The sequence below is a fragment of the Salinibaculum rarum genome (assembly GCF_030505615.1).
Taxonomy (GTDB): Archaea; Halobacteriota; Halobacteria; order Halobacteriales; family Haloarculaceae; genus Salinibaculum; species Salinibaculum rarum.
Map to the genome: position 1 here is coordinate 2,581,428 of NZ_CP129992.1, position 17,105 is coordinate 2,598,532.

At 63.8% G+C, this 17,105-nt stretch carries 16 protein-coding genes; 10 read left to right on the top strand and 6 right to left on the bottom strand.

The annotated features are described in order from the left end of the window. Nucleotides 1-4: 4 nt before the first annotated feature. The 3 genes from QYL91_RS13425 to QYL91_RS13435 all read right to left on the bottom strand — a co-directional run bounded on the left by QYL91_RS13425 (nucleotide 5) and on the right by QYL91_RS13435 (nucleotide 2,921). Nucleotides 5-283 (bottom strand): hypothetical protein, encoded by a 279-nt coding sequence (locus tag QYL91_RS13425; protein WP_302081002.1) that lies wholly within the window; start codon nucleotides 281-283, stop codon nucleotides 5-7. Nucleotides 284-370: 87 nt separating this feature from the next. Then, complete coding sequence (gene purB, locus QYL91_RS13430) at nucleotides 371-1,753, bottom strand: adenylosuccinate lyase (protein ID WP_302081003.1); 1,383 nt, start codon at nucleotides 1,751-1,753, stop codon at nucleotides 371-373. A gap of 40 nt (nucleotides 1,754-1,793) precedes the next feature. Further along, nucleotides 1,794-2,921: a PrsW family intramembrane metalloprotease gene (locus QYL91_RS13435; protein ID WP_302081004.1), complete on the bottom strand. Its 1,128-nt coding sequence runs from the start codon at nucleotides 2,919-2,921 to the stop codon at nucleotides 1,794-1,796. A gap of 205 nt (nucleotides 2,922-3,126) precedes the next feature. Here QYL91_RS13435 and purH point away from each other — a divergent pair, with 205 nt between their 5' ends. Continuing rightward, a complete protein-coding gene (gene purH / locus QYL91_RS13440) occupies nucleotides 3,127-4,740 on the top strand; it encodes a bifunctional phosphoribosylaminoimidazolecarboxamide formyltransferase/IMP cyclohydrolase (RefSeq protein WP_302081005.1) in 1,614 nt (537 codons plus the stop codon). A gap of 70 nt (nucleotides 4,741-4,810) precedes the next feature. On the opposite strand, the gene QYL91_RS13445 is transcribed toward purH, so the two are convergent. Further along, the gene (locus tag QYL91_RS13445) at nucleotides 4,811-5,833 is read right to left on the bottom strand and encodes a sensor histidine kinase (protein WP_302081006.1); all 1,023 of its coding nucleotides are present in this window, start codon (nucleotides 5,831-5,833) and stop codon (nucleotides 4,811-4,813) included. 238 nt (nucleotides 5,834-6,071) lie between these two features. Here QYL91_RS13445 and QYL91_RS13450 point away from each other — a divergent pair, with 238 nt between their 5' ends. The 7 genes from QYL91_RS13450 to QYL91_RS13480 all read left to right on the top strand — a co-directional run bounded on the left by QYL91_RS13450 (nucleotide 6,072) and on the right by QYL91_RS13480 (nucleotide 13,081). Next, nucleotides 6,072-6,464: a tautomerase family protein gene (locus tag QYL91_RS13450; RefSeq protein ID WP_302081007.1), complete on the top strand. Its 393-nt coding sequence runs from the start codon at nucleotides 6,072-6,074 to the stop codon at nucleotides 6,462-6,464. Next, nucleotides 6,461-6,592, top strand: a complete 132-nt coding sequence (locus QYL91_RS13455; RefSeq protein ID WP_302081008.1) for a hypothetical protein — start codon at nucleotides 6,461-6,463, stop codon at nucleotides 6,590-6,592. The genes QYL91_RS13450 and QYL91_RS13455 overlap by 4 nt, the downstream gene beginning before the upstream one ends. Continuing rightward, entirely contained in the window at nucleotides 6,592-7,533 is a 942-nt protein-coding gene (locus QYL91_RS13460; RefSeq protein ID WP_302081009.1) for a hypothetical protein, read from the top strand. The genes QYL91_RS13455 and QYL91_RS13460 overlap by 1 nt, the downstream gene beginning before the upstream one ends. 7 nt (nucleotides 7,534-7,540) lie before the next feature. Next, nucleotides 7,541-8,830: a hypothetical protein gene (locus tag QYL91_RS13465; protein WP_302081010.1), complete on the top strand. Its 1,290-nt coding sequence runs from the start codon at nucleotides 7,541-7,543 to the stop codon at nucleotides 8,828-8,830. A gap of 61 nt (nucleotides 8,831-8,891) precedes the next feature. Further along, the gene (locus QYL91_RS13470) at nucleotides 8,892-9,179 is read left to right on the top strand and encodes a DUF7538 family protein (protein ID WP_302081011.1); all 288 of its coding nucleotides are present in this window, start codon (nucleotides 8,892-8,894) and stop codon (nucleotides 9,177-9,179) included. Nucleotides 9,180-9,247: 68 nt separating this feature from the next. Beyond that, nucleotides 9,248-11,686 carry a dihydropteroate synthase gene (gene folP, locus QYL91_RS13475; RefSeq protein WP_302081012.1) on the top strand — a complete coding sequence of 813 codons (2,439 nt, stop codon included), beginning with the start codon at nucleotides 9,248-9,250 and terminating at the stop codon, nucleotides 11,684-11,686. A gap of 594 nt (nucleotides 11,687-12,280) precedes the next feature. Beyond that, nucleotides 12,281-13,081, top strand: a complete 801-nt coding sequence (locus QYL91_RS13480) for a helix-turn-helix transcriptional regulator (RefSeq protein ID WP_302081013.1) — start codon at nucleotides 12,281-12,283, stop codon at nucleotides 13,079-13,081. Between the two features lies 1 nt (nucleotide 13,082). Here QYL91_RS13480 and QYL91_RS13485 read toward each other — a convergent pair whose 3' ends face one another. Beyond that, on the bottom strand, nucleotides 13,083-14,144 hold the full coding sequence (locus tag QYL91_RS13485; protein ID WP_302081014.1) for a glycosyltransferase family 4 protein: 1,062 nt from the start codon (nucleotides 14,142-14,144) through the stop codon (nucleotides 13,083-13,085). A gap of 92 nt (nucleotides 14,145-14,236) precedes the next feature. On the opposite strand from QYL91_RS13485, the gene QYL91_RS13490 reads away from it, so the two are divergent. Next, the gene (locus QYL91_RS13490) at nucleotides 14,237-14,875 is read left to right on the top strand and encodes a uracil-DNA glycosylase family protein (protein ID WP_369685602.1); all 639 of its coding nucleotides are present in this window, start codon (nucleotides 14,237-14,239) and stop codon (nucleotides 14,873-14,875) included. A 109-nt stretch (nucleotides 14,876-14,984) separates the two neighbouring features. Here the strand turns inward: QYL91_RS13490 and QYL91_RS13495 are convergent, their stop codons facing one another. Further along, complete coding sequence (locus QYL91_RS13495; protein WP_302081015.1) at nucleotides 14,985-16,391, bottom strand: class II fumarate hydratase; 1,407 nt, start codon at nucleotides 16,389-16,391, stop codon at nucleotides 14,985-14,987. Between the two features lie 138 nt (nucleotides 16,392-16,529). Here QYL91_RS13495 and QYL91_RS13500 point away from each other — a divergent pair, with 138 nt between their 5' ends. After that, on the top strand, nucleotides 16,530-17,081 hold the full coding sequence (locus QYL91_RS13500) for a hypothetical protein (protein ID WP_302081016.1): 552 nt from the start codon (nucleotides 16,530-16,532) through the stop codon (nucleotides 17,079-17,081). The last annotated feature ends 24 nt before the right edge of the window (nucleotides 17,082-17,105 follow it).

Genomic DNA, 17,105 nt, shown 5'->3' on the forward strand with positions numbered 1-17,105 from the left:
AGCGTCACCCGAAGTGCGCGTACAGTTGGAAGGCGACGACGACCGTCGCGAGAGCGGAGAGCGCGACGAGCGAGTAGAGGCGAGCGCCGAACTCCGTGGGCGGGTTTCTGAGCCGGTCGAGGTTCCGGAGTCGGTACAGTCCGGCGACGAGAAAGAGCGGGCCAGTCCCGAAGATAGCGAGCCAGCTCAAATCCGACTGCGTCCAGGTGAAAAGTACAGCAGCGCCGGTAAACAGCGCGCCAACGTAGACAAAACAGAGCGATTCGAGCCGGGCAGGGTCCATACCAACGGCACGGCGCCCCCGCCAAAGAAAGGTTCCGTTGCTGACTGAACGGGCGACGATACCGGAGTCGCGGCGGGTGCCGACAGGTCAGAGTCGGTCGACGAGGTCGTCCGCGACGCCAGTGTAGCCCGCCGGCGTCAACGCCTGCAACTCCTCACGGACCGATTCGGGGACGTCGAGGTCCGCAAAGAGGTCGTGGAAGGCCTCGATGGTGACGTTCTTGCCCCGCGTCAGCTCTTTGACGCGTTCGTAGGCGTCGGTGTGGCCCTCGCGGCGGAGGATGGTCTGGACTGCTTCGCCGATGATTTCGGGCGTGGCAGCCAGTTCCTCGGCCATCACTTGCTCGTTTGGAACGACCTTTGCGAGCCCGTTCTGGCACTTGTTGTAGCCGATGAGACAGTGGGCAAATGCCGCGCCGATGTTTCGCTTGACCGTCGAGTCCGAGAGGTCACGCTGGAGCCGGGATGTGGTGACGTAATCGCCGAGAAAGACCAGGTCGGAGTTTGCCTTCGAGAGGTTCCCCTCGCTGTTCTCGAAGTCGATGGGGTTGACCTTGTGGGGCATCGTCGAAGAACCGGTCTCGCCGTCGACAGCCTCCTGGCCGAGATAGCGGTCCGAGACGTAGAGCCACGCGTCCAGGTCCAGGTCCAGCAGGACGTTGTTCGCGCCGCGGAGCGCGTCGAAGACGGCTTCGAGGTCGTCGCAGGGGTTGACCTGCGTGGTCAGGGGTTCGTGGCGCAGGCCGAGACCGGTGACGAACGACTTGGAGAAGGCGGGCCAGTCGACGTCGGGATAGGCGGCGTGGTGGGCGGCGTAGGTGCCACTCGCGCCAGCCAGTTTCCCGGCGAGGTCGTCGGCGGCCTGGTCGATGCGGGCGATAGCACGACCGAGGCGGGACGCGTAGACGGCCATCTCCTTGCCAAAGGTCGTGGGCGTGGCGGGCTGACCGTGAGTCCGGGCGAGCATCGGCACGTCGCGGAACTCGCGGGCCATCTCGGCGAGTGTGTCGCGAGTCGCGCGCAGTTCCGGCACCAGTACCTCCTCGACGGCCGGTTTGACGAGCAGTCGGTGTGCGAGGTTGTTCACGTCTTCGCTGGTGAGCCCGAAGTGAATCCACTGGGCTGCATCGAGGTCCTCGGGCAGTCCCTCGCGGACGAAGTACTCGACGGCTTTCACGTCGTGGTTGGTGGCGGAATACTCGCCGTACCCGTCCGTTTCGAGCTGTTTGACGATATCGGCGTCGTCCTCGTCGAAGTCCTCGTAGAGCGCCTCTAGTGTGGCGCGCTGGTCTGCGTCGATACTGAGCGGTGTCGCATCAAGGTCGGCGAGCGCGATGAGGTAGTCGACTTCGACGCGGACACGGGCGCGCATGAGTGCTTGCTCGCTGGCGTACTCGACCAGCGGTTCGGTGTAGCGGGCGTAGCGCCCGTCCAGCGGTGATACTGCCTGTACCGGGGGACGGTGAGTCATATGCTCACCTCCACGACTCCGGCGAAAAAGCCTGCCGGTCTCACCAGCCGTCGTCGCGCTGGTTGGCTCGCTGGTCGGCGTCGCCGCTCGTCTGTGCCCGCCTGTAGTAGTGTTTGTACCGGGCGACCTTCCGGTAGAGGACACCGAGCCAGAACCCGACGTAGACGAGCAGGAAGAGAGCGAGCGTCACGGAGGTCAACGGCAGAGTGCTCACGAGTGTGTTGTAGAGTGCGTGGATGAACACCGCGATGAGCAATCCCTTGACGACGATTGGGCCGCGGTTGTCCGGATTGAACTTCGCCAGACCCAGGTAGTAGCCGGCAAACGCCGAGTAGATGACGTGGCCCGGCCCGACGAACGCCCGGACGTAGGCCGTCTGACTCGCCCCTTCCAGTTGTGCGGCCGCCCCCGCCGGTGCGGCCGCCGAGTAGATGTTGATGATGTAGATGAAGTTCTCGATGGCGGCAAATCCCAGGCCGGCGATGGCGCCATAGACGACCCCGTCGATGACCGCGTCGAACCGGTCGTCCTTGTAGGCGTGGATGCGAATCGAGGCCCACTTGACCGTCTCCTCGATGGGCGCGACGACGAGGAAAAAATACAGCGGGAGTCCGACGATGGGGATGAAACCGAAAATCGGCGACATCACCGTGTTGACGATGGCGGCGAAACTGGCAAACAGGATACTCAGAAGAAAGGTGACGGCCATCGGTTCGAGCGGTTCGCGACGCGTCGGGTCATCGAACCACAAATACGCCGCCAGCGCGAGTGCGGGGAGAATCGAGATGGCACCGAGTGCACCCAGAACCGGCTCCTCGAGGACGAAAAGCGCGATAACCGCAGTCTGTGCGAAAAACAGCACCGCCGCGATAGAGATTAGCGTCCACTTTCGTGTCTTCTGGAGCCCACCGGTCAGCGTGACCGCAAACCGGTCGAGACGACTCCGCACGTCCCAGGTCGCGATGTCGTAGAGGTCCTCGCTCGTGCCGAAGACCCGCTGTATCGGGTCCCACTGCCCGTTGGGACCGGGACCGGACGGGTCTTCGACGGAATGTGCAATCGTGCCGTGGCGCCCCTGCGACTGGTCGCCACTGACTGTCGACTCCCCGTCGTCCGCCCGGGCCGTGTCCCGCTGGTCGGACTCGGAGCCCCACTCGTCGTCTGGCATACCTTCGTGTTGGTGCCGACCGGTCTAAAAGGTGCCACCGACTGCGTCGAGAGTGCAAGCGTCGATGGCGCGCCGAGACCAGCCGAGACACGAGACAGACATCGGGCGTCGTTGCACTGCGTGGGCGGGCGTGTCTCCGCGCTGCATTCCGAATAGCAGCCTGCGATTCGCAACGCCTTTGCGCTCGCCGCGCGGGCACTCGAATATGAAACTCGCCGGCATGGCTTCGAACCGCGGCCGAAATCTGATGAACATCGCCGACCGCGCCCCGGGTGGCGCTGAGTTTGCCGTCGTTCTCACGAACTCGGAGGACGCCCCGGTCGTCGAGAAAGCCGAGAAACGCGACATTCCCACTGAGACCGTCGTACAGAAGGACGGTGAATCGCGGAAAGAACACGAACAGCGCGTGCTCGACGCACTGGCCGACTACGACTTCGAGTTGGTCGCACTCGACGGCTACATGCGCATCCTCTCGGATACGTTCCTCGCGGAGGCGCCGACGACACTGAACGTCCACCCCGCTCTCCTACCCTCGTTCCCCGGCATGGACGCGTGGGGCGACGCCCTCGACGCTGGCGTCTCCGTCACCGGCTGTACGGTCCACGTCGTCACGGACGCCACCGACGACGAGGGCAACGTCGTCGACGAACAGGTCGACGCGGGCCCCGTCGTCACACAGGAACCCATCCCAATCTACGAAGGAGACACCAAGTCCGACCTCCAGGAGCGCGTTCTCTACCAGGGAGAGTTCAAAGCCTACCCGCGCGCCATCCAATATTTCGCCGAGGACCGCGTCACGGTCGACTACGACGAGAACGTCGTCCACGTCGAGGGCGACGAGAGTGGTGAGTTCCCCGGCCGGCGCGTCGCCAGCCACGACCGCACCGCAGACCTCCGGTACGGAGAGAACCCCCATCAGGATGCAGCGCTCTATGCGGACTACACCGTCGACGAGGCAAGCGTCGTCCACGCGCCACAGCTCAACGAGGGCGCGAAGGGGCTCTCCTACAACAACTACAACGACGCCGACGGCGCGTTGAATCTCATCAAGGAGTTCGACGAGCCCGCCGCCGCAGTCATCAAACACACCAACCCCGCCGGCTGTGCCACCGCCGACTCCATCGCAGAGGCGTACGACCGCGCGCTCTCGACGGACCCGATGAGCGCCTTCGGCGGTATCGTCGCACTCAACCGCGAGTGTGACGCCGAAACGGCCGAACAGATTATCGACTCGTTCAAGGAGGTCGTCGTCGCGCCGGGGTACACCGACGACGCCCTCGACGTCCTCTTCGAGAAGGACAACCTGCGAGTGCTCGATGTCGGTGAACTGGGCGACCGAACCGATTCCCTGACCGAGAAACCGCTGGTCGGTGGGCGACTCGTTCAGGAGCGGGACCTCCAGACGGTCACAGCAGACGACCTGGAAGTTGTCACGGAGCGCGAGCCGACCGACGAACAAATCGAGTCGATGCTGTTTGCCTGGCAGACCATCAAACACGTCAAGTCCAACGCGATTCTCTTCGCGAAGGGGACCGAGACAGTCGGCATCGGGATGGGTCAGGTCTCGCGTGTCGATGCCGTCCACCTCGCCGGGATGAAAGCCGAGGAACACGCCGAAGGGAAAGACACGGAGGGTGCCGTGATGGCATCGGACGCCTTCTTCCCGTTCCCCGACGGCGTCGAGAAGGCCGCAGAGGCGGGTATCGAGGCCGTCATCCAGCCCGGCGGTTCGAAAAACGACGATATGGTCATCGAGGCCGCAAACGAGCACGACATGGCGATGGTCTTCACCGGGAATCGGTGTTTCCGGCACGATTAGTGGCGGAAACTCGGAAACGAGCGAATCGAATTTTCGACTTATCTGCCACGGCCGAACGCGCGCGTATTCGTCACTCGATTTCGACGCCGCTAAACTCGAATCGCGCGCCACCGGACTCGCCGTCTGTCAGCGTGATGTCCCACTCGTGTGCTTCGGCGAGCCGTTGCACGATAGCCAGTCCCAGTCCTGTGCCAGTAGGCGTCGACGAGTGTCCCGCCTCGAGGACCGCTTCTCGTTTGTCTTCCGGGATGCCGGGGCCGTCATCTTCAATGTAAATCGTCTGCTCGTCTGTCTGGCCAACCCGGACGGTGACATTGTCGTCACCGTGTTCGATAGCATTTCGAAAGAGATTCTCGCAGATTCGCTGGAGTCGGTCGGGGTCCGCACGGATTGTCATCTCGTTTTCAAACTCTAGCGTGGCCGCGGCGGTGTCGACCATTTTCCAGCAGTTCCCGACCAGGTCAACCATGCGGACTGATTCCACCTCACGGACCTGTTCGCCGTTCCGAGCGAGCGTCAGCGTCTCCGCAACGATTGTCTCTATCCGGTCCAGAGCAGTCTGTAGCGGGTCGATATGTTCGCTCTCGCACTCCTGGTCGAGCAGTGTGGCCCTGGCCTGGGCGACATTTAGCGGATTCCGCAAATCGTGTGAAACGACGCTGGCAAACTCGTCGAGTCGCTCGTTCTGATGCTGGAGTTCACGTTGCCGCCGGAGTCGTTCCGAGATGTCCCGGAAGACGCCCTGGAAGAGTGACTGGCCAGAGTCCGGGTCCTCGATGGCCCAAGAGTTGATCTCGATGGGAATCTGTTCGCCATCTGCCGTCACCGCAAACAGGGGCGAGCCATCGTCGAACTGGGAGACGACAGCCGGCTGGTGCTCAAAATGCGTCTCGAAGAGCCGCCGATACTGTTCGTGTTCGTCGGCAGGATGGAGGTCAATCACGTCCATCGAGCACAGTTCCTCCTGTGTGTACCCGAAGAAGTCTTCAGCCGCTTGACTTACGTCGATTATCTCTCCCGTCTCAGGGTCAGCAATCACAGTCGCGTCCGGCGAACTCTTGATAAACCCTTGAAGATTCGTATCAGAAGACATCTAATATTACCAGTTGAGCATAGAGGCAGAAAAAGAAGTCGTCATGAGTCTCTCGGGAATTTCCCTGCCAGCGACTCTGTACCGTCTATGGAGTACGCCGTCTGTACCACAGGATGAGGTTTTCGAAAGGCTCGACAGCAGTAGCTTCTGACCGGTCGCACACAGTACCGAAGCGCCAGGAGTGGACAACGAGAGACCCTGGCTGAGATTTATCCGCTGTCTCGTCGTGGGCGTAGCCATGCCGCTCTTGCAGTTCGATACGTCGGTCGAGATGACGGGAATCGAGAAACAAGAGTTTGCAGCCACAGTCCGAGAGTTATACGGCGAGACGATGCAAACGGGCACCAGTCACGTCGCCGTCGTGGTGCGCCCCCGGACCCCGGCAGAGGTGTCGCTCGGCCGGCAGACGGACGACCCGCGCGTACTCGTTCTCGACGCCGAAATTAGAGCAGGCCGGTCGACAGAGCAAAAGCGGGAGTTTGCACTCGCTGTCATGGACACCGCGACAGAGGACTTCGGCGTCCCGGAACCGAACATGAAAGTCGTCTTCACCGAACACGAGGGCGAGGCGATGATGGGCTACGACCGTGTCGGTTCGGCGTGGAGTAGCGACGAGGGTGACGATAGATGACGATGACCGAGGAGGATGACGACGCCGTGCGACGACTCGGTGATAATAAATCCACGGGCAAAAACCCCGAGCGAGCAATCGGATGGGACCTTATTTTTGAGTGGGTCACTGAGTCGGAGGTATGGTAGTGAGCGGACTTCGTGGCCGCATCGAGCGGAGACATCTCGTTCTCGTCGGGCTGGCAGTGCTCGTTGCGCTGGCAGGGTGTACCGGCGGGACCGGGGATGCCACAGAGACGCCGGCAAACACCTCGACGCCGACAGACGGCGTCGGGGACAGTGACTCTGAGCAGCGACAGAACGCCAGTATCGACAACTACACTGCCGGAGAGGGCCTGGAAAGTGAACTGACGCCGCCAGCGGAGCTATCGGTCGGTGTCGAAGCGGTGCGAAACGACACACAGACCGCAATCGCGGGCGTCGATGGCTACCGACTGACCGGAGATTCGACGCTTCGCACGCAGTCGAACAACGTCGGTCAGACCCAGGAGATAAAGCGGGAGACGCGGGTCGACCGCGAGCGGTCGCGACTGGCGAGCAATCAGACGGTGTCTGCCCGCGGGCGGACGATAGACCAGGCGACGTACATCGTCGACGGGACACTCTACCAGCGCAGTGCGCAGTTCGTCCGGGCTTACAACTCCGAGTGGGTGAAACAGGACATCTCCGAGAACTTCTCGACAATCTTCGGGAACTCCGACCGCCTCGCACTCTACGAGCGGATGCTCGAAAACGGCTCGGTGAATCTCGAGGGGGCACAGACTGTCAACGGGACCGACACCTATCGGCTCCGGGTCAGAACGAACAGCACGGCCTTCGCAAACGTGTTCAATCTCCCGACCGACGCAGAGTCGGACGCGGCGATGGTGACGACGTTCTGGGTCGACACCGAGTCGTCGACTATCGTCCGCGCGGAGGGAGCGATGGAAGTCGTGACCACCATCCAGGGACAGCAGACGGTCGTTTCCGGGTCCTTCGTCGAGCAGTTCGAGTACGGGCCGGTCGAGGTGACACTCCCCGAGGAAGCAGGGACAGCGTACGAAATCGGGTCCGACGGGACGGATGCATGAAGTGACGATGGAACGTACACTGCAACGTCTCGCCGTCGGTCTGCTCGTCGTCGCGACGATGACCGCGGGCTGTCAGGCACCAGCGGCAGACGCCGGCAACGACGGACTCGAATCGCCAGCCCCGTCGGAAAACGAGACTGGCGACCGACTCAATTCCGAATCGGCCCCGAACGTAACCGTGCTGAACGGGTCACTGGAACTGGACCCTGGCAAGGTGTTCGCGCGCGTCCAGCGCGTGTCGGACACGAACGTCACCGCGCCGGCGGCGGTGCGCGTGTTCGGGACCTCCGAGGAGTTCTACAGCAGCACGCCCGGTGGCCTCGGCCCGAACACGCTGCCGCGGTTCTGGCACGTCGCCGGCCTCGAGACGGAGTCGGTCAACGGGTCCGCGCTGGAATTTCGGAAGAACGGATACGTGACCGGGACTGGCGCCGTGACCATCTACCTCGGCGAGAACGCGACGGTGGCCGACGAACGACTCGTGCTGGCCCACGAGTTTACCCACTACGTCCAGCTACAGACCGGTCGCCAGACCGACCTGAACGGCGCAGTCGGCGGCCGGACCACCGACTCGGCGTACGTCAGCCGCGCCATCGTCGAGGGCGGGGCGGTGCTGACAACGGACGCGTACGTCCGCGAGTACGCACCCGGCGAGCAACTGAACTCGCCGTGGTACGACGAGATTCAGGCCACCTATCCAGCCGGCCACGTCGGCCAGTTCCAGAACGGTCGGTACGTCCACGGCCACGACTACGCCGCGACACGGCTGGATTCACCGACGGCACTCCCCGAGGTCTACGAGAATCCACCACAGACCAGCGAGCAGTTGCTCCACGGCCTCACCCCCAATGAGGAGCCACCGACCGACCTGGCCGTCGACACCACCACCGGAGACGACTGGGTCGCGAGCGGGACCGACAGGATGGGTGAAGCGTTCGTCCGCTACGCGCTGGCGAGCGACGTGGGCACCGAACGGGCCACACGCGCGGCGGCGGGGTGGGGCAACGACTCGCTGCACATCTTCCGGCCGGTCGACGGTGGCACGGCAAGTTACGTCTGGGTGCTCGACTGGGACGACCCGGCAAACGCAAGCGAGTTCGAGCAGACACTCCGCTCGGCGCTCGACGCCCGCGGTGACAGCGAAGGCGGCGTCTGGTCGCTGTCGGACGCCGACGCCGCTGTCACGGTCGCCGAAGTGGATGGGGCGACGACGGCCGTCGTCTTCGGTTCTGAATCGTTCGTCGCTGGGACAACTGTCACCGGGACCACGGATACGGTTACCATCGAGGCCGGATAGCGGCTCGCGAATACCACCTCGGACCACAACGGGTAGGGAGCAGGAGGCGTAACGCGCAGGCATGAGCGACCACGGCGAGGCCGAACTGGCGGCCCTAGAGGACAGAGACGGGTGGACGCGGGAGGGGCAGGCCGCCCGCGTACACTACAGCGGTGCGACGGACAAGTACAGCATCGAGTACTACGCGCCGAGTGACTGTATCGTCTACTGGAAAGTGCCCCCGGAGGAGCGCGGGAAGACGGCAGTCCCGGTCGGTCGGTCGACGGTCCCGACGCCGCTTCGCGAACGCATTCGCGAGGACCTGGCCGCGGCAGACATCGACCCAGAGGTCGAGCGGCGGACGCTGTAGCGGCCCCGGCAGTCGCTCGGACGGCAAGAACCGATGGGCTAAAACGGGCAGACCCGATTGCAACAGGCATGACGTTCCACGAGGCGGCGAACTTCCTCTTTGGCCTCAGACGATACGCGCCGCGGCCGGGGACCGACGCCACTGCGGCGCTGCTCGAGCACCTCGGGGACCCGCAAGAATCCGTCGACTGCATCCAGATTGCCGGCTCGAACGGAAAGGGGTCGACGGCCCGCATGGTCGAGTCGACGCTCCGCGAGGCGGGGCTGTCTGTAGGGCTGTACACGTCGCCACACCTCGACGACGTTCGGGAGCGTATCCGCGTCGACGGGCGGATGCTCCCGGAGGCTGCGGTGACGACCTTTGTCGACGAAATCAAGCCGTACGTGACCGACCGCGCTGCCGACGGCAACGCGCCTACCTTTTTCGAGACGCTGACCGCACTCGCACTCTGGGAGTTCGGTCGGCGCGACGTCGACATCGCCGTCCTGGAGGTCGGTATCGGTGGACGATACGACGCCACAAGCGTCGTCGACCCCGTCGCCGGGGCTGTCACCAGCGTCTCACTTGAACACACTGACGTGCTGGGTGAGACAGTCGCGGAGATAGCCCGCGACAAGGCACACGTCGCACCGGAAGACCGGCCGCTGGTCTGTGGCACCGACGAGACGGCCCGGACGGCAATCACCGACGAAATCGGCGACGTGCTGACCGTCGGGGGTCCGGACGCAGACGTTGCCGTCGCCTACGGTGGCCGCGACGGCCAGGAGAGCATCGTCTCGCTGGACGGGCGTGGCTGGACCGTCGAGACCCACCTCCCCCTGCTGGGTGAACATCAGGCACACAATGCCGGTATCGCGGCCGCACTCGTCAGGCAGGTCGCTGACGTGACAGACGAGACGGTCGCCCGCGGCCTGCGCAACGCCCACTGGCCGGGGCGGTTCGAACTGTTCGGCGAGGACCCGCTCGTTGTTCTCGACGGCGCGCACAACCCGGACAGCTGTCAGCGCGTCGCGGCGACGCTCGAGACCTTCGAGTTCGACGACCTCCACGTCGTCGCGGGCGTGATGTCGGACAAGGACCACCGCGGCATCGCGTCCGCGTTCGAGGGGGCGACACACGTCGTCGCCTGCCAGCCCGACCGTGACCGGGCAGAGGAGGAGGCTGTCGTCGCACGCGCGTTCGAACAGGAGACCGACGCCGACGTGGAGACGCGCTCGGACGTGGCCGGCGCACTCGACATCGCACTCGACGCCGCAGAGGAAGGAGACTGTGTCCTCGTCACCGGGTCGCTGTACACCGTCGCCGAAGCCCGAACCCGCTGGAGCAGAGCGACGGTTCCCAAACAGGTCGACTCGGTGGGCGAGGCACGCGAGGTGATGGCAGACGCCCACGTGACCGACGCCGGCGCCTGGCGCATGGGCGGGAAGGGCGTCCATCGCGTCCTCAAGACACGCGTCCAGCCCCGGCAGGCCCAGTATCTCAAGGAGGAACTCCTCTCGCTGGGCGGGGAGTGTGCGATTTCGGGGCTCAACGACCAGGACGAAGAGAACCTCTCGGTCGTCATGATGGCGACGATGGCGCAGTTCAAACGGCTCGCAAACAAACTCGACGGACAGCCCTACGGGCTGGCGACGTTTGGCCGACAGCTCCGGGAGACACTCGGCATCGGCGTCGAACCTGACCACCGGGGGTACCCGTGGGAAGACGGCACAGCGGTGATGGGCATTCTGAACGTGACGCCGGACAGTTTCCACGACGGCGGCGAGTACGACGCCGTCGCCGACGCAGTCGACCGCGCCGAGGAGATGGTCGATGCGGGGGCGGACATCATCGACATCGGTGGGGAGTCGACCCGGCCCGGTGCAGAACCAGTCTCTGTCGCCGAAGAGAAATCCCGCGTGGTCCCGGTCGTCGAGCGAATCGCTGACCTCGACGTCCACATCGCCGTCGACACCCGGAAAGCGGAGGTGGCACGCGCGGCCCTCGACGCGGGAGCGGACATTCTCAACGACGTGTCGGGACTGGCAGACCCCGAGATGCGACTGGTCGCGGCCGACTACGACGTACCGGTCGTCGTGATGCACTCTATCGACACGCCGGTCGACCCGGACCGAGACGTCCCCTACGACGACGTCGTCGAGGACGTCGTCGAGGAACTCACCGAGCGCGTCTTACTCGCCGAGAAGGCCGGTCTGGACCGCTCGCAAATCATCGTCGACCCGGGACTCGGGTTCGGGAAGACTGCCGCCGAGAACTTCGAGTTGCTCGGCCGTATCGAGGAGTTTGCGGGACTTGGCTGTCCCATCCTCGTGGGCCACTCCCACAAGTCGATGTTCGACGCAGTCGACAGAGACGCCGACGAACGCCTCGAACCGACGATTGCAGCGACGGCGGTCGCCGTCGAACACGGCGCGGATATTGTCCGCGTCCACGATGTCGCCGAAAACGTCGCCGCCGTCGACGTCGCCGATGCGGCCGCCGACCCCGACCGACTCGACGCGGAGTAAGGACACTGTGGGGCGACTGTGAATATCCTATCGTGTGAGAATTGATCACACGTTCAGGCTATTGACACTCGGTAGCATGAAGGCAGTCCAATTCCTCCGTCGAAATGCCCGGAACCGATGTCAAGCACCTACCAGCGGCGTCGGGTCGGGCGATAGCGAACCCCATCACCACCCCGAATACGCCATACTGTGTACTGTCACCACGACACGAGGCGAGCTTTGGCGTGTACCACCATGGTTGCTCGCCACAACTCACTTCGGACAGCACGACCAGTCCGCTGCCTCGTGTCGTCCCCGTCTCGTTCCGGTACCCGTCAGTATCGGGACAGCCCAACAGTCCGAAACATAGCGCAACGATACTAATTGTCTAGGGGTGCGACTGACCCAGGGACTGTCAGCAGTACCACTGCGCTGGTCTCAGAGACCCCCATGCAGCGTCGGGGACCCTGGGGCGGCACCGGGCCCGAGCGTGGATTGGCTAGTGAGACCAGTTCTGTGTATCCGGCAGTTACAGCGCAGTAGTGGCGAGAATCGTTGTGATAGTTAGCGCCTCGTTTTAATGGGGAATTGGACAATCCAGAAAACAGGGACACTATGGGAACAACTCAATACACGCAATCAGAGACGGTGGAGACACTGCAGTTTCTGGTTGGGTCAGAAGTCCGGATTCGCCTGCTGGCGACGCTCAACGAGAGTCGGGACGACGCACGGACGCTCGTCGACAAACTCGACGTGCCACACTCGACGGTGCAACGCAATCTGAACAAACTCGAAAATCGGGGGTGGATAGACGCGACCGTCAACCGGCAATACTACACGACGCCGGTCGGGGAGATGGTGCTCGATAGCCTCGACGGACTGCTCGGGACCGTCGAGTCGATGGACGGGCTCGCGGCCTTTGTCGACTGTGTTCCCTTCGACGATTTCGACATCGACCTCGACCTGCTGGCAGAAGCCGACTGCGTCGTTGCCGACAGCGACACGCCGGCGGCCCCGCTCAACGAGTTCGTCGAACTGCTGGCGGAATCGTCGGGGTTTACGCTCGTGACGCCCCACTGGAACCCGGCGTACAGCGACGTCATCGAACGGCAACTCGATGCGGGCAACGAGGTCCAGCTGGTGACGACAGAGTCACAGCGCTCGCTGTTGACTGGACGGGGCGTCTCGGCTATCGAGGAGTCGCTCGACAGCGACAACCTCACCGTCCGACTCTCCGAGGACACCCTCCCCTTCGGTCTCGCTATCGTCGACTGCACAGTCGCGCTCGTCGGGTACCGCGACGGGGCACTCCGCGTCCTCGTCGAGAGTGACGACCCCGCTATCGCCCAGTGGACCGACCGCTATCTCGACGGTATCGAAGCCACGGCGAAGCCGCTGCGCAAGCAGATTCAGTAGGTCAGAGGTAGCCAAACTCGCTCTCGAGACTCTCGTAGATGTCGAGGTACTGTGCGAGAACGCGACTGTGGTCGTATTCGCGCCACGTTTCGTCGACGGTCAGGTGGTCGTACTGGCCGGCGTCGACGATAGCGTCCGCCAGTTGCTGGGGGTTTGTCACCCGGAAGCTCCGTTCGTAATTCTCGATGAGTTCGTGGGCGCTCGATTCGGCCTGATACTCGACGAGACCGACACAGCCAGCGGCGAGTGCCCACAGCAGTTCGGTCGCGAAGTGCTCGCGATACGCGGTCTGGACGAAGGCGTGGGCGCCCCGGTAGATGGCGAGTCGCTGCTCGCGGTCACAGGCCCCGACGAACTGGACCCGGTCGTCGATGCGCAGGTCCGAAGCCTGCCGTTCGTAGGCTGCCCGCTGTGGGCCGTCACCGATGATAGTCGCCGTCCAGTCGCGGTCGCGCAGTTCTGCCAGTCCGAGAAAGAGACTCTCGATGTTCGCACTCTCGTCGAGCGGGTGAGCGTAGGCCACGTCGACTTCCTCGCTTGCGTCGACGGACTCGACGAGCGAGAAGTCGATGCCCTCCGGAACGACGCGGGTGTTCTCCCCGCCCGCACCGAGTTCGCGGACCTCGGTTCGAGTCATCTGCGAGGGCGTGATGACGAGCTGGGGTTCCGTGACCGCCCAGCGTGTCAGGCGTGCACTCCTGTCGAGGCTCTCGTCGCCGAACCACTCCACGGCCAGCGGCGTTCTGGCGAGCGTGCCACCGACAGAGGCCGCGATAACCTGCTGTGGTGGTGCCGGCCGGGCGTGGATGACGTCGGGACTGTAGCGGGCGAGCATCGTCGGCAGGCGGAGACAGAAAGAGGCCAGCGCCCGGTTTATCGTGACGGCCCGATACTGGATGCCGTCGGCCTCGAAGCGGTCGGGCTCGCCGTCCCACCACTGGGCACAGAAGACAGTCACGTCGTGGCCGGCCTCGGTGAGTTGTCGGGCGAGGCGCTCGAAGCGACGATTGCCGGCGGTATCGTTGTGCCGGGTCGTCTCCATGGCGACGAGCGCGACGCGCATACGCTGGCGGATGTGGGGAGGTGTCAAAAATCCCGTGGACCAGCGCCGAGACCCGAAAGCTATTGCCCGTCAGCGACAATGGAGAATCGAGCGTGGAATTTGTCGCCGACTCCGACCGGAATCCCTTCGGGATGGACCCACCGTGTGAGCGGTCGGTCCCGGGCTACGGCGACACCAGCGCACACTTTCACGTCATCGGTGACAATCCGGCCCGCCACGGCGGGCTGGACACCGGTATCCCCTTCACCGACCGTCCGTGGTCGGCGGCGTTTTTCGACGCGCTCGCTCGTGGCGGTCTGGTCGAGGGTGTCGACCTCGAGGCGGGGCGTCTGGACCTCGACCGCACCTTCCTCTCGTATCTACACATGTGTGACCCCGGCGAGGGGGAGCCGACAGAATCCGACTACGCGACGCTGGAACCGTTTTTCGACGCAGCGCTCCGGGCCGTCACCGCACATGTGCTGCTCCCGGTCGGGGACCGTGCAATCGAGCACATCCTCGCCACCTGCACCAGCAAGTCGGCGACAGCCGTCGACGCCGATGCCGTCCACGCGACCGAAGTTCACGGGTCGGGGTGGCTCGTTATCCCCGTCAAGGAACCAGCAACGTGGACCGACGCGGACGCCGAGGCGCTGGCCCAGATGCTGACCGACCTCCTGGCGAGCGATTACCGCCAGACGGCGGACCTCGGCCGATTTCTCCCCGACGAGGAGTCCCATCTGGTCCGGTGAGACAACCGCACCACTGCGAGTGGCCCGAACTCAGTCTGTACGCGAAGGAGTACCTTCGAGAAGAGAGAGCGGACCGCAAAGGATAATCAACGACCGCGAGCGTCGTCGCTCAGTCGTCGCCCAGAATGACGCGCTCGGTCATCTTCGCCGGGTCGAGTACCTCTTCGGCCTCCTCCTCGTCGAGATAGCCTTCAGCGACGACGACTTCTTTGACCGTCTTGCCTTCCTTGAGCGCCTTCTTTGCGACCTTGCTGGCCTTGTCGTAGCCGATAGCGGGGTTGAGCGCCGTGGCGAGTGCCATCGACTGCTCGACGCGCTCGGCACAGTGTTCGCGGTCGGCTTCGAGTTTGTCCACGAACCGTTCGGCGAACACCTCGCTGCTGTTTGCCAGCAGTTTCGCAGACTGGAGGAAGTTGTACGCCAGAACCGGCTTGTAGAGGTTCAGGTCGATCTGGCCCTCGGCAGCGCCGGCGGAGACGGCGGCGTCGTTGCCGACAACCTGCTTGTGGACCTGGTTGACTGCCTCGGCGACGACGGGGTTGATCTTGCCGGGCATAATCGAGGAACCGGGCTGGTTCTCGGGCTGGTCGATTTCGCCGAGTCCGTTGCGCGGACCGGAGGCGAGCAGGCGCAGGTCGTTTGCAATCTTGTTCAGCGACCCGGCGATGGTCCGCAGGGCACCGTGGGCCTCGTTCATCGCGTCGTGGGCGGCCTGGGCCTCGAAGTGGTTGTCCGCTTCGCGGAAGTCGACGCCCGTCTCCTCGCTCATGTACTCGGCCGCTTTGGCGGGGAACTCGGGATGGGTGTTGAGCCCGGTCCCGACAGCGGTCCCGCCGAGTGCGAGTTCCTGCAGGTGGGGCAGGGCGTTCTCGGCGCGCTGGATGCCCTTCTCGACTTGCGTCCGGTAGCCGGAGAACTCCTGGCCGAGCATGATAGGCGTCGCATCCTGGAGGTGTGTCCGCCCGGTCTTGACGACGTCGTCGTACTCCTCGGCCTTGGCGTCGAGGGAGTCGGCGAGCGTCTCCAGTGCCGGAAGGAGGTCCTTCTGGACCGCTTCGGCGCTGGCGACGTGCATCGCCGTCGGAATCACGTCGTTGCTGGACTGGCCGTAGTTGACGTGGTCGTTCGGGTGAATCTCGCGGGTCCCGATTTCGCCACCGTAGAGTTCGGTCGCCCGGTTCGAGATAACCTCGTTTGCGTTCATGTTCGAGGACGTGCCAGAGCCGGTCTGGAACACGTCGACCGGGAACTGGTCGTCGTGCTCGCCGGCGATGACCTCGTCTGCGGCCTCGATGATACAATCTGCCTTCTCCTCGGCGACCAGACCAAGTTCCTTGTTGGCCTGGGCTGCACCCTTCTTGACGACACCGAGAGCGCGAACGAATCGGCGGCCGAAGGTCGCATCGCTGATCGGGAAGTTCTGAATCGCACGCTGTGTCTGTGCCCCCCAGTAGGCGTCGGCGGGCACCTGCATCTCTCCGAGACTGTCCTGTTCGGTTCGGAACTCGTCGCTCATACGTATCACACTCCACCCGCCCGGGCGTAAAAGCCACCGATACCGTCGGAGCGCCCCCGCGAACACTGTTTACCAGACGGACTTTCAGGTGGTTTGATATGCTGGGGCGATGACTACGGGAATGGAGACGTGATCCCTATGAGTCAGGAAAACCCCATCAACACGGTCTTTGAACTGCAGCGACAGACACTCCAGCAGAGCCAGCAGGCGCTCGAACAGTCCATCGAATTCCAGAAGCGGCTCAACGAGGCCATCACCAGCGGCATGGAAGGCCAAGCCGATGCCCAGCAGCGAAGCGTTGAGGTGACCCAGTCGGCAATGGAGAACTACCTCGATACCATCGAGTCGAACGTTCCGGGCTCTGAATCCGGTGTGGCCCAGATTCGCGAGGCGATGGAAGAGCAGTTCAGCGCCGTCGAGGAAGCTCAGGCGGAGGCCCAGGAGATGGCCCAGGAGGGACTCGACGAGTACGAGAACCTCTCCGAGCAGTACCTCGATGCACTCGGCGAGCAAATGCAGATGCTCCAGGATGCCCACGAGGACATGGAGACACAGACCCAGGAGTTCGTCGACGACACCGAGGAGCGCCTCGAAACGCTGCACGAGGAGGCCAACGAGCAGGTCCAGGAGCAAATCGAACAGCTCCAGGACCAGATGGCAGACCTTCGCTCGCAGGTCACCGACGAGTAACCGTCAGCATTCTTCATTTTTCAC

What these genes read in the sequence shown, in the direction of transcription:
- QYL91_RS13485 (WP_302081014.1), bottom strand. Translation starts at nt 14,144, where the DNA reads ATGCGCGTCGCGCTCGTCGCCATGGAGACGACCCGGCACAACGATACC.
- QYL91_RS13480 (WP_302081013.1), top strand. Translation starts at nt 12,281, where the DNA reads ATGGGAACAACTCAATACACGCAATCAGAGACGGTGGAGACACTGCAG.
- QYL91_RS13455 (WP_302081008.1), top strand. Translation starts at nt 6,461, where the DNA reads ATGACGATGACCGAGGAGGATGACGACGCCGTGCGACGACTCGGTGAT.
- QYL91_RS13425 (WP_302081002.1), bottom strand. Translation starts at nt 283, where the DNA reads ATGGACCCTGCCCGGCTCGAATCGCTCTGTTTTGTCTACGTTGGCGCG.
- QYL91_RS13445 (WP_302081006.1), bottom strand. Translation starts at nt 5,833, where the DNA reads ATGTCTTCTGATACGAATCTTCAAGGGTTTATCAAGAGTTCGCCGGAC.
- QYL91_RS13465 (WP_302081010.1), top strand. Translation starts at nt 7,541, where the DNA reads ATGGAACGTACACTGCAACGTCTCGCCGTCGGTCTGCTCGTCGTCGCG.
- purH (WP_302081005.1), top strand. Translation starts at nt 3,127, where the DNA reads ATGAAACTCGCCGGCATGGCTTCGAACCGCGGCCGAAATCTGATGAAC.
- folP (WP_302081012.1), top strand. Translation starts at nt 9,248, where the DNA reads ATGACGTTCCACGAGGCGGCGAACTTCCTCTTTGGCCTCAGACGATAC.
- QYL91_RS13435 (WP_302081004.1), bottom strand. Translation starts at nt 2,921, where the DNA reads ATGCCAGACGACGAGTGGGGCTCCGAGTCCGACCAGCGGGACACGGCC.
- purB (WP_302081003.1), bottom strand. Translation starts at nt 1,753, where the DNA reads ATGACTCACCGTCCCCCGGTACAGGCAGTATCACCGCTGGACGGGCGC.
- QYL91_RS13495 (WP_302081015.1), bottom strand. Translation starts at nt 16,391, where the DNA reads ATGAGCGACGAGTTCCGAACCGAACAGGACAGTCTCGGAGAGATGCAG.
- QYL91_RS13500 (WP_302081016.1), top strand. Translation starts at nt 16,530, where the DNA reads ATGAGTCAGGAAAACCCCATCAACACGGTCTTTGAACTGCAGCGACAG.
- QYL91_RS13450 (WP_302081007.1), top strand. Translation starts at nt 6,072, where the DNA reads ATGCCGCTCTTGCAGTTCGATACGTCGGTCGAGATGACGGGAATCGAG.
- QYL91_RS13470 (WP_302081011.1), top strand. Translation starts at nt 8,892, where the DNA reads ATGAGCGACCACGGCGAGGCCGAACTGGCGGCCCTAGAGGACAGAGAC.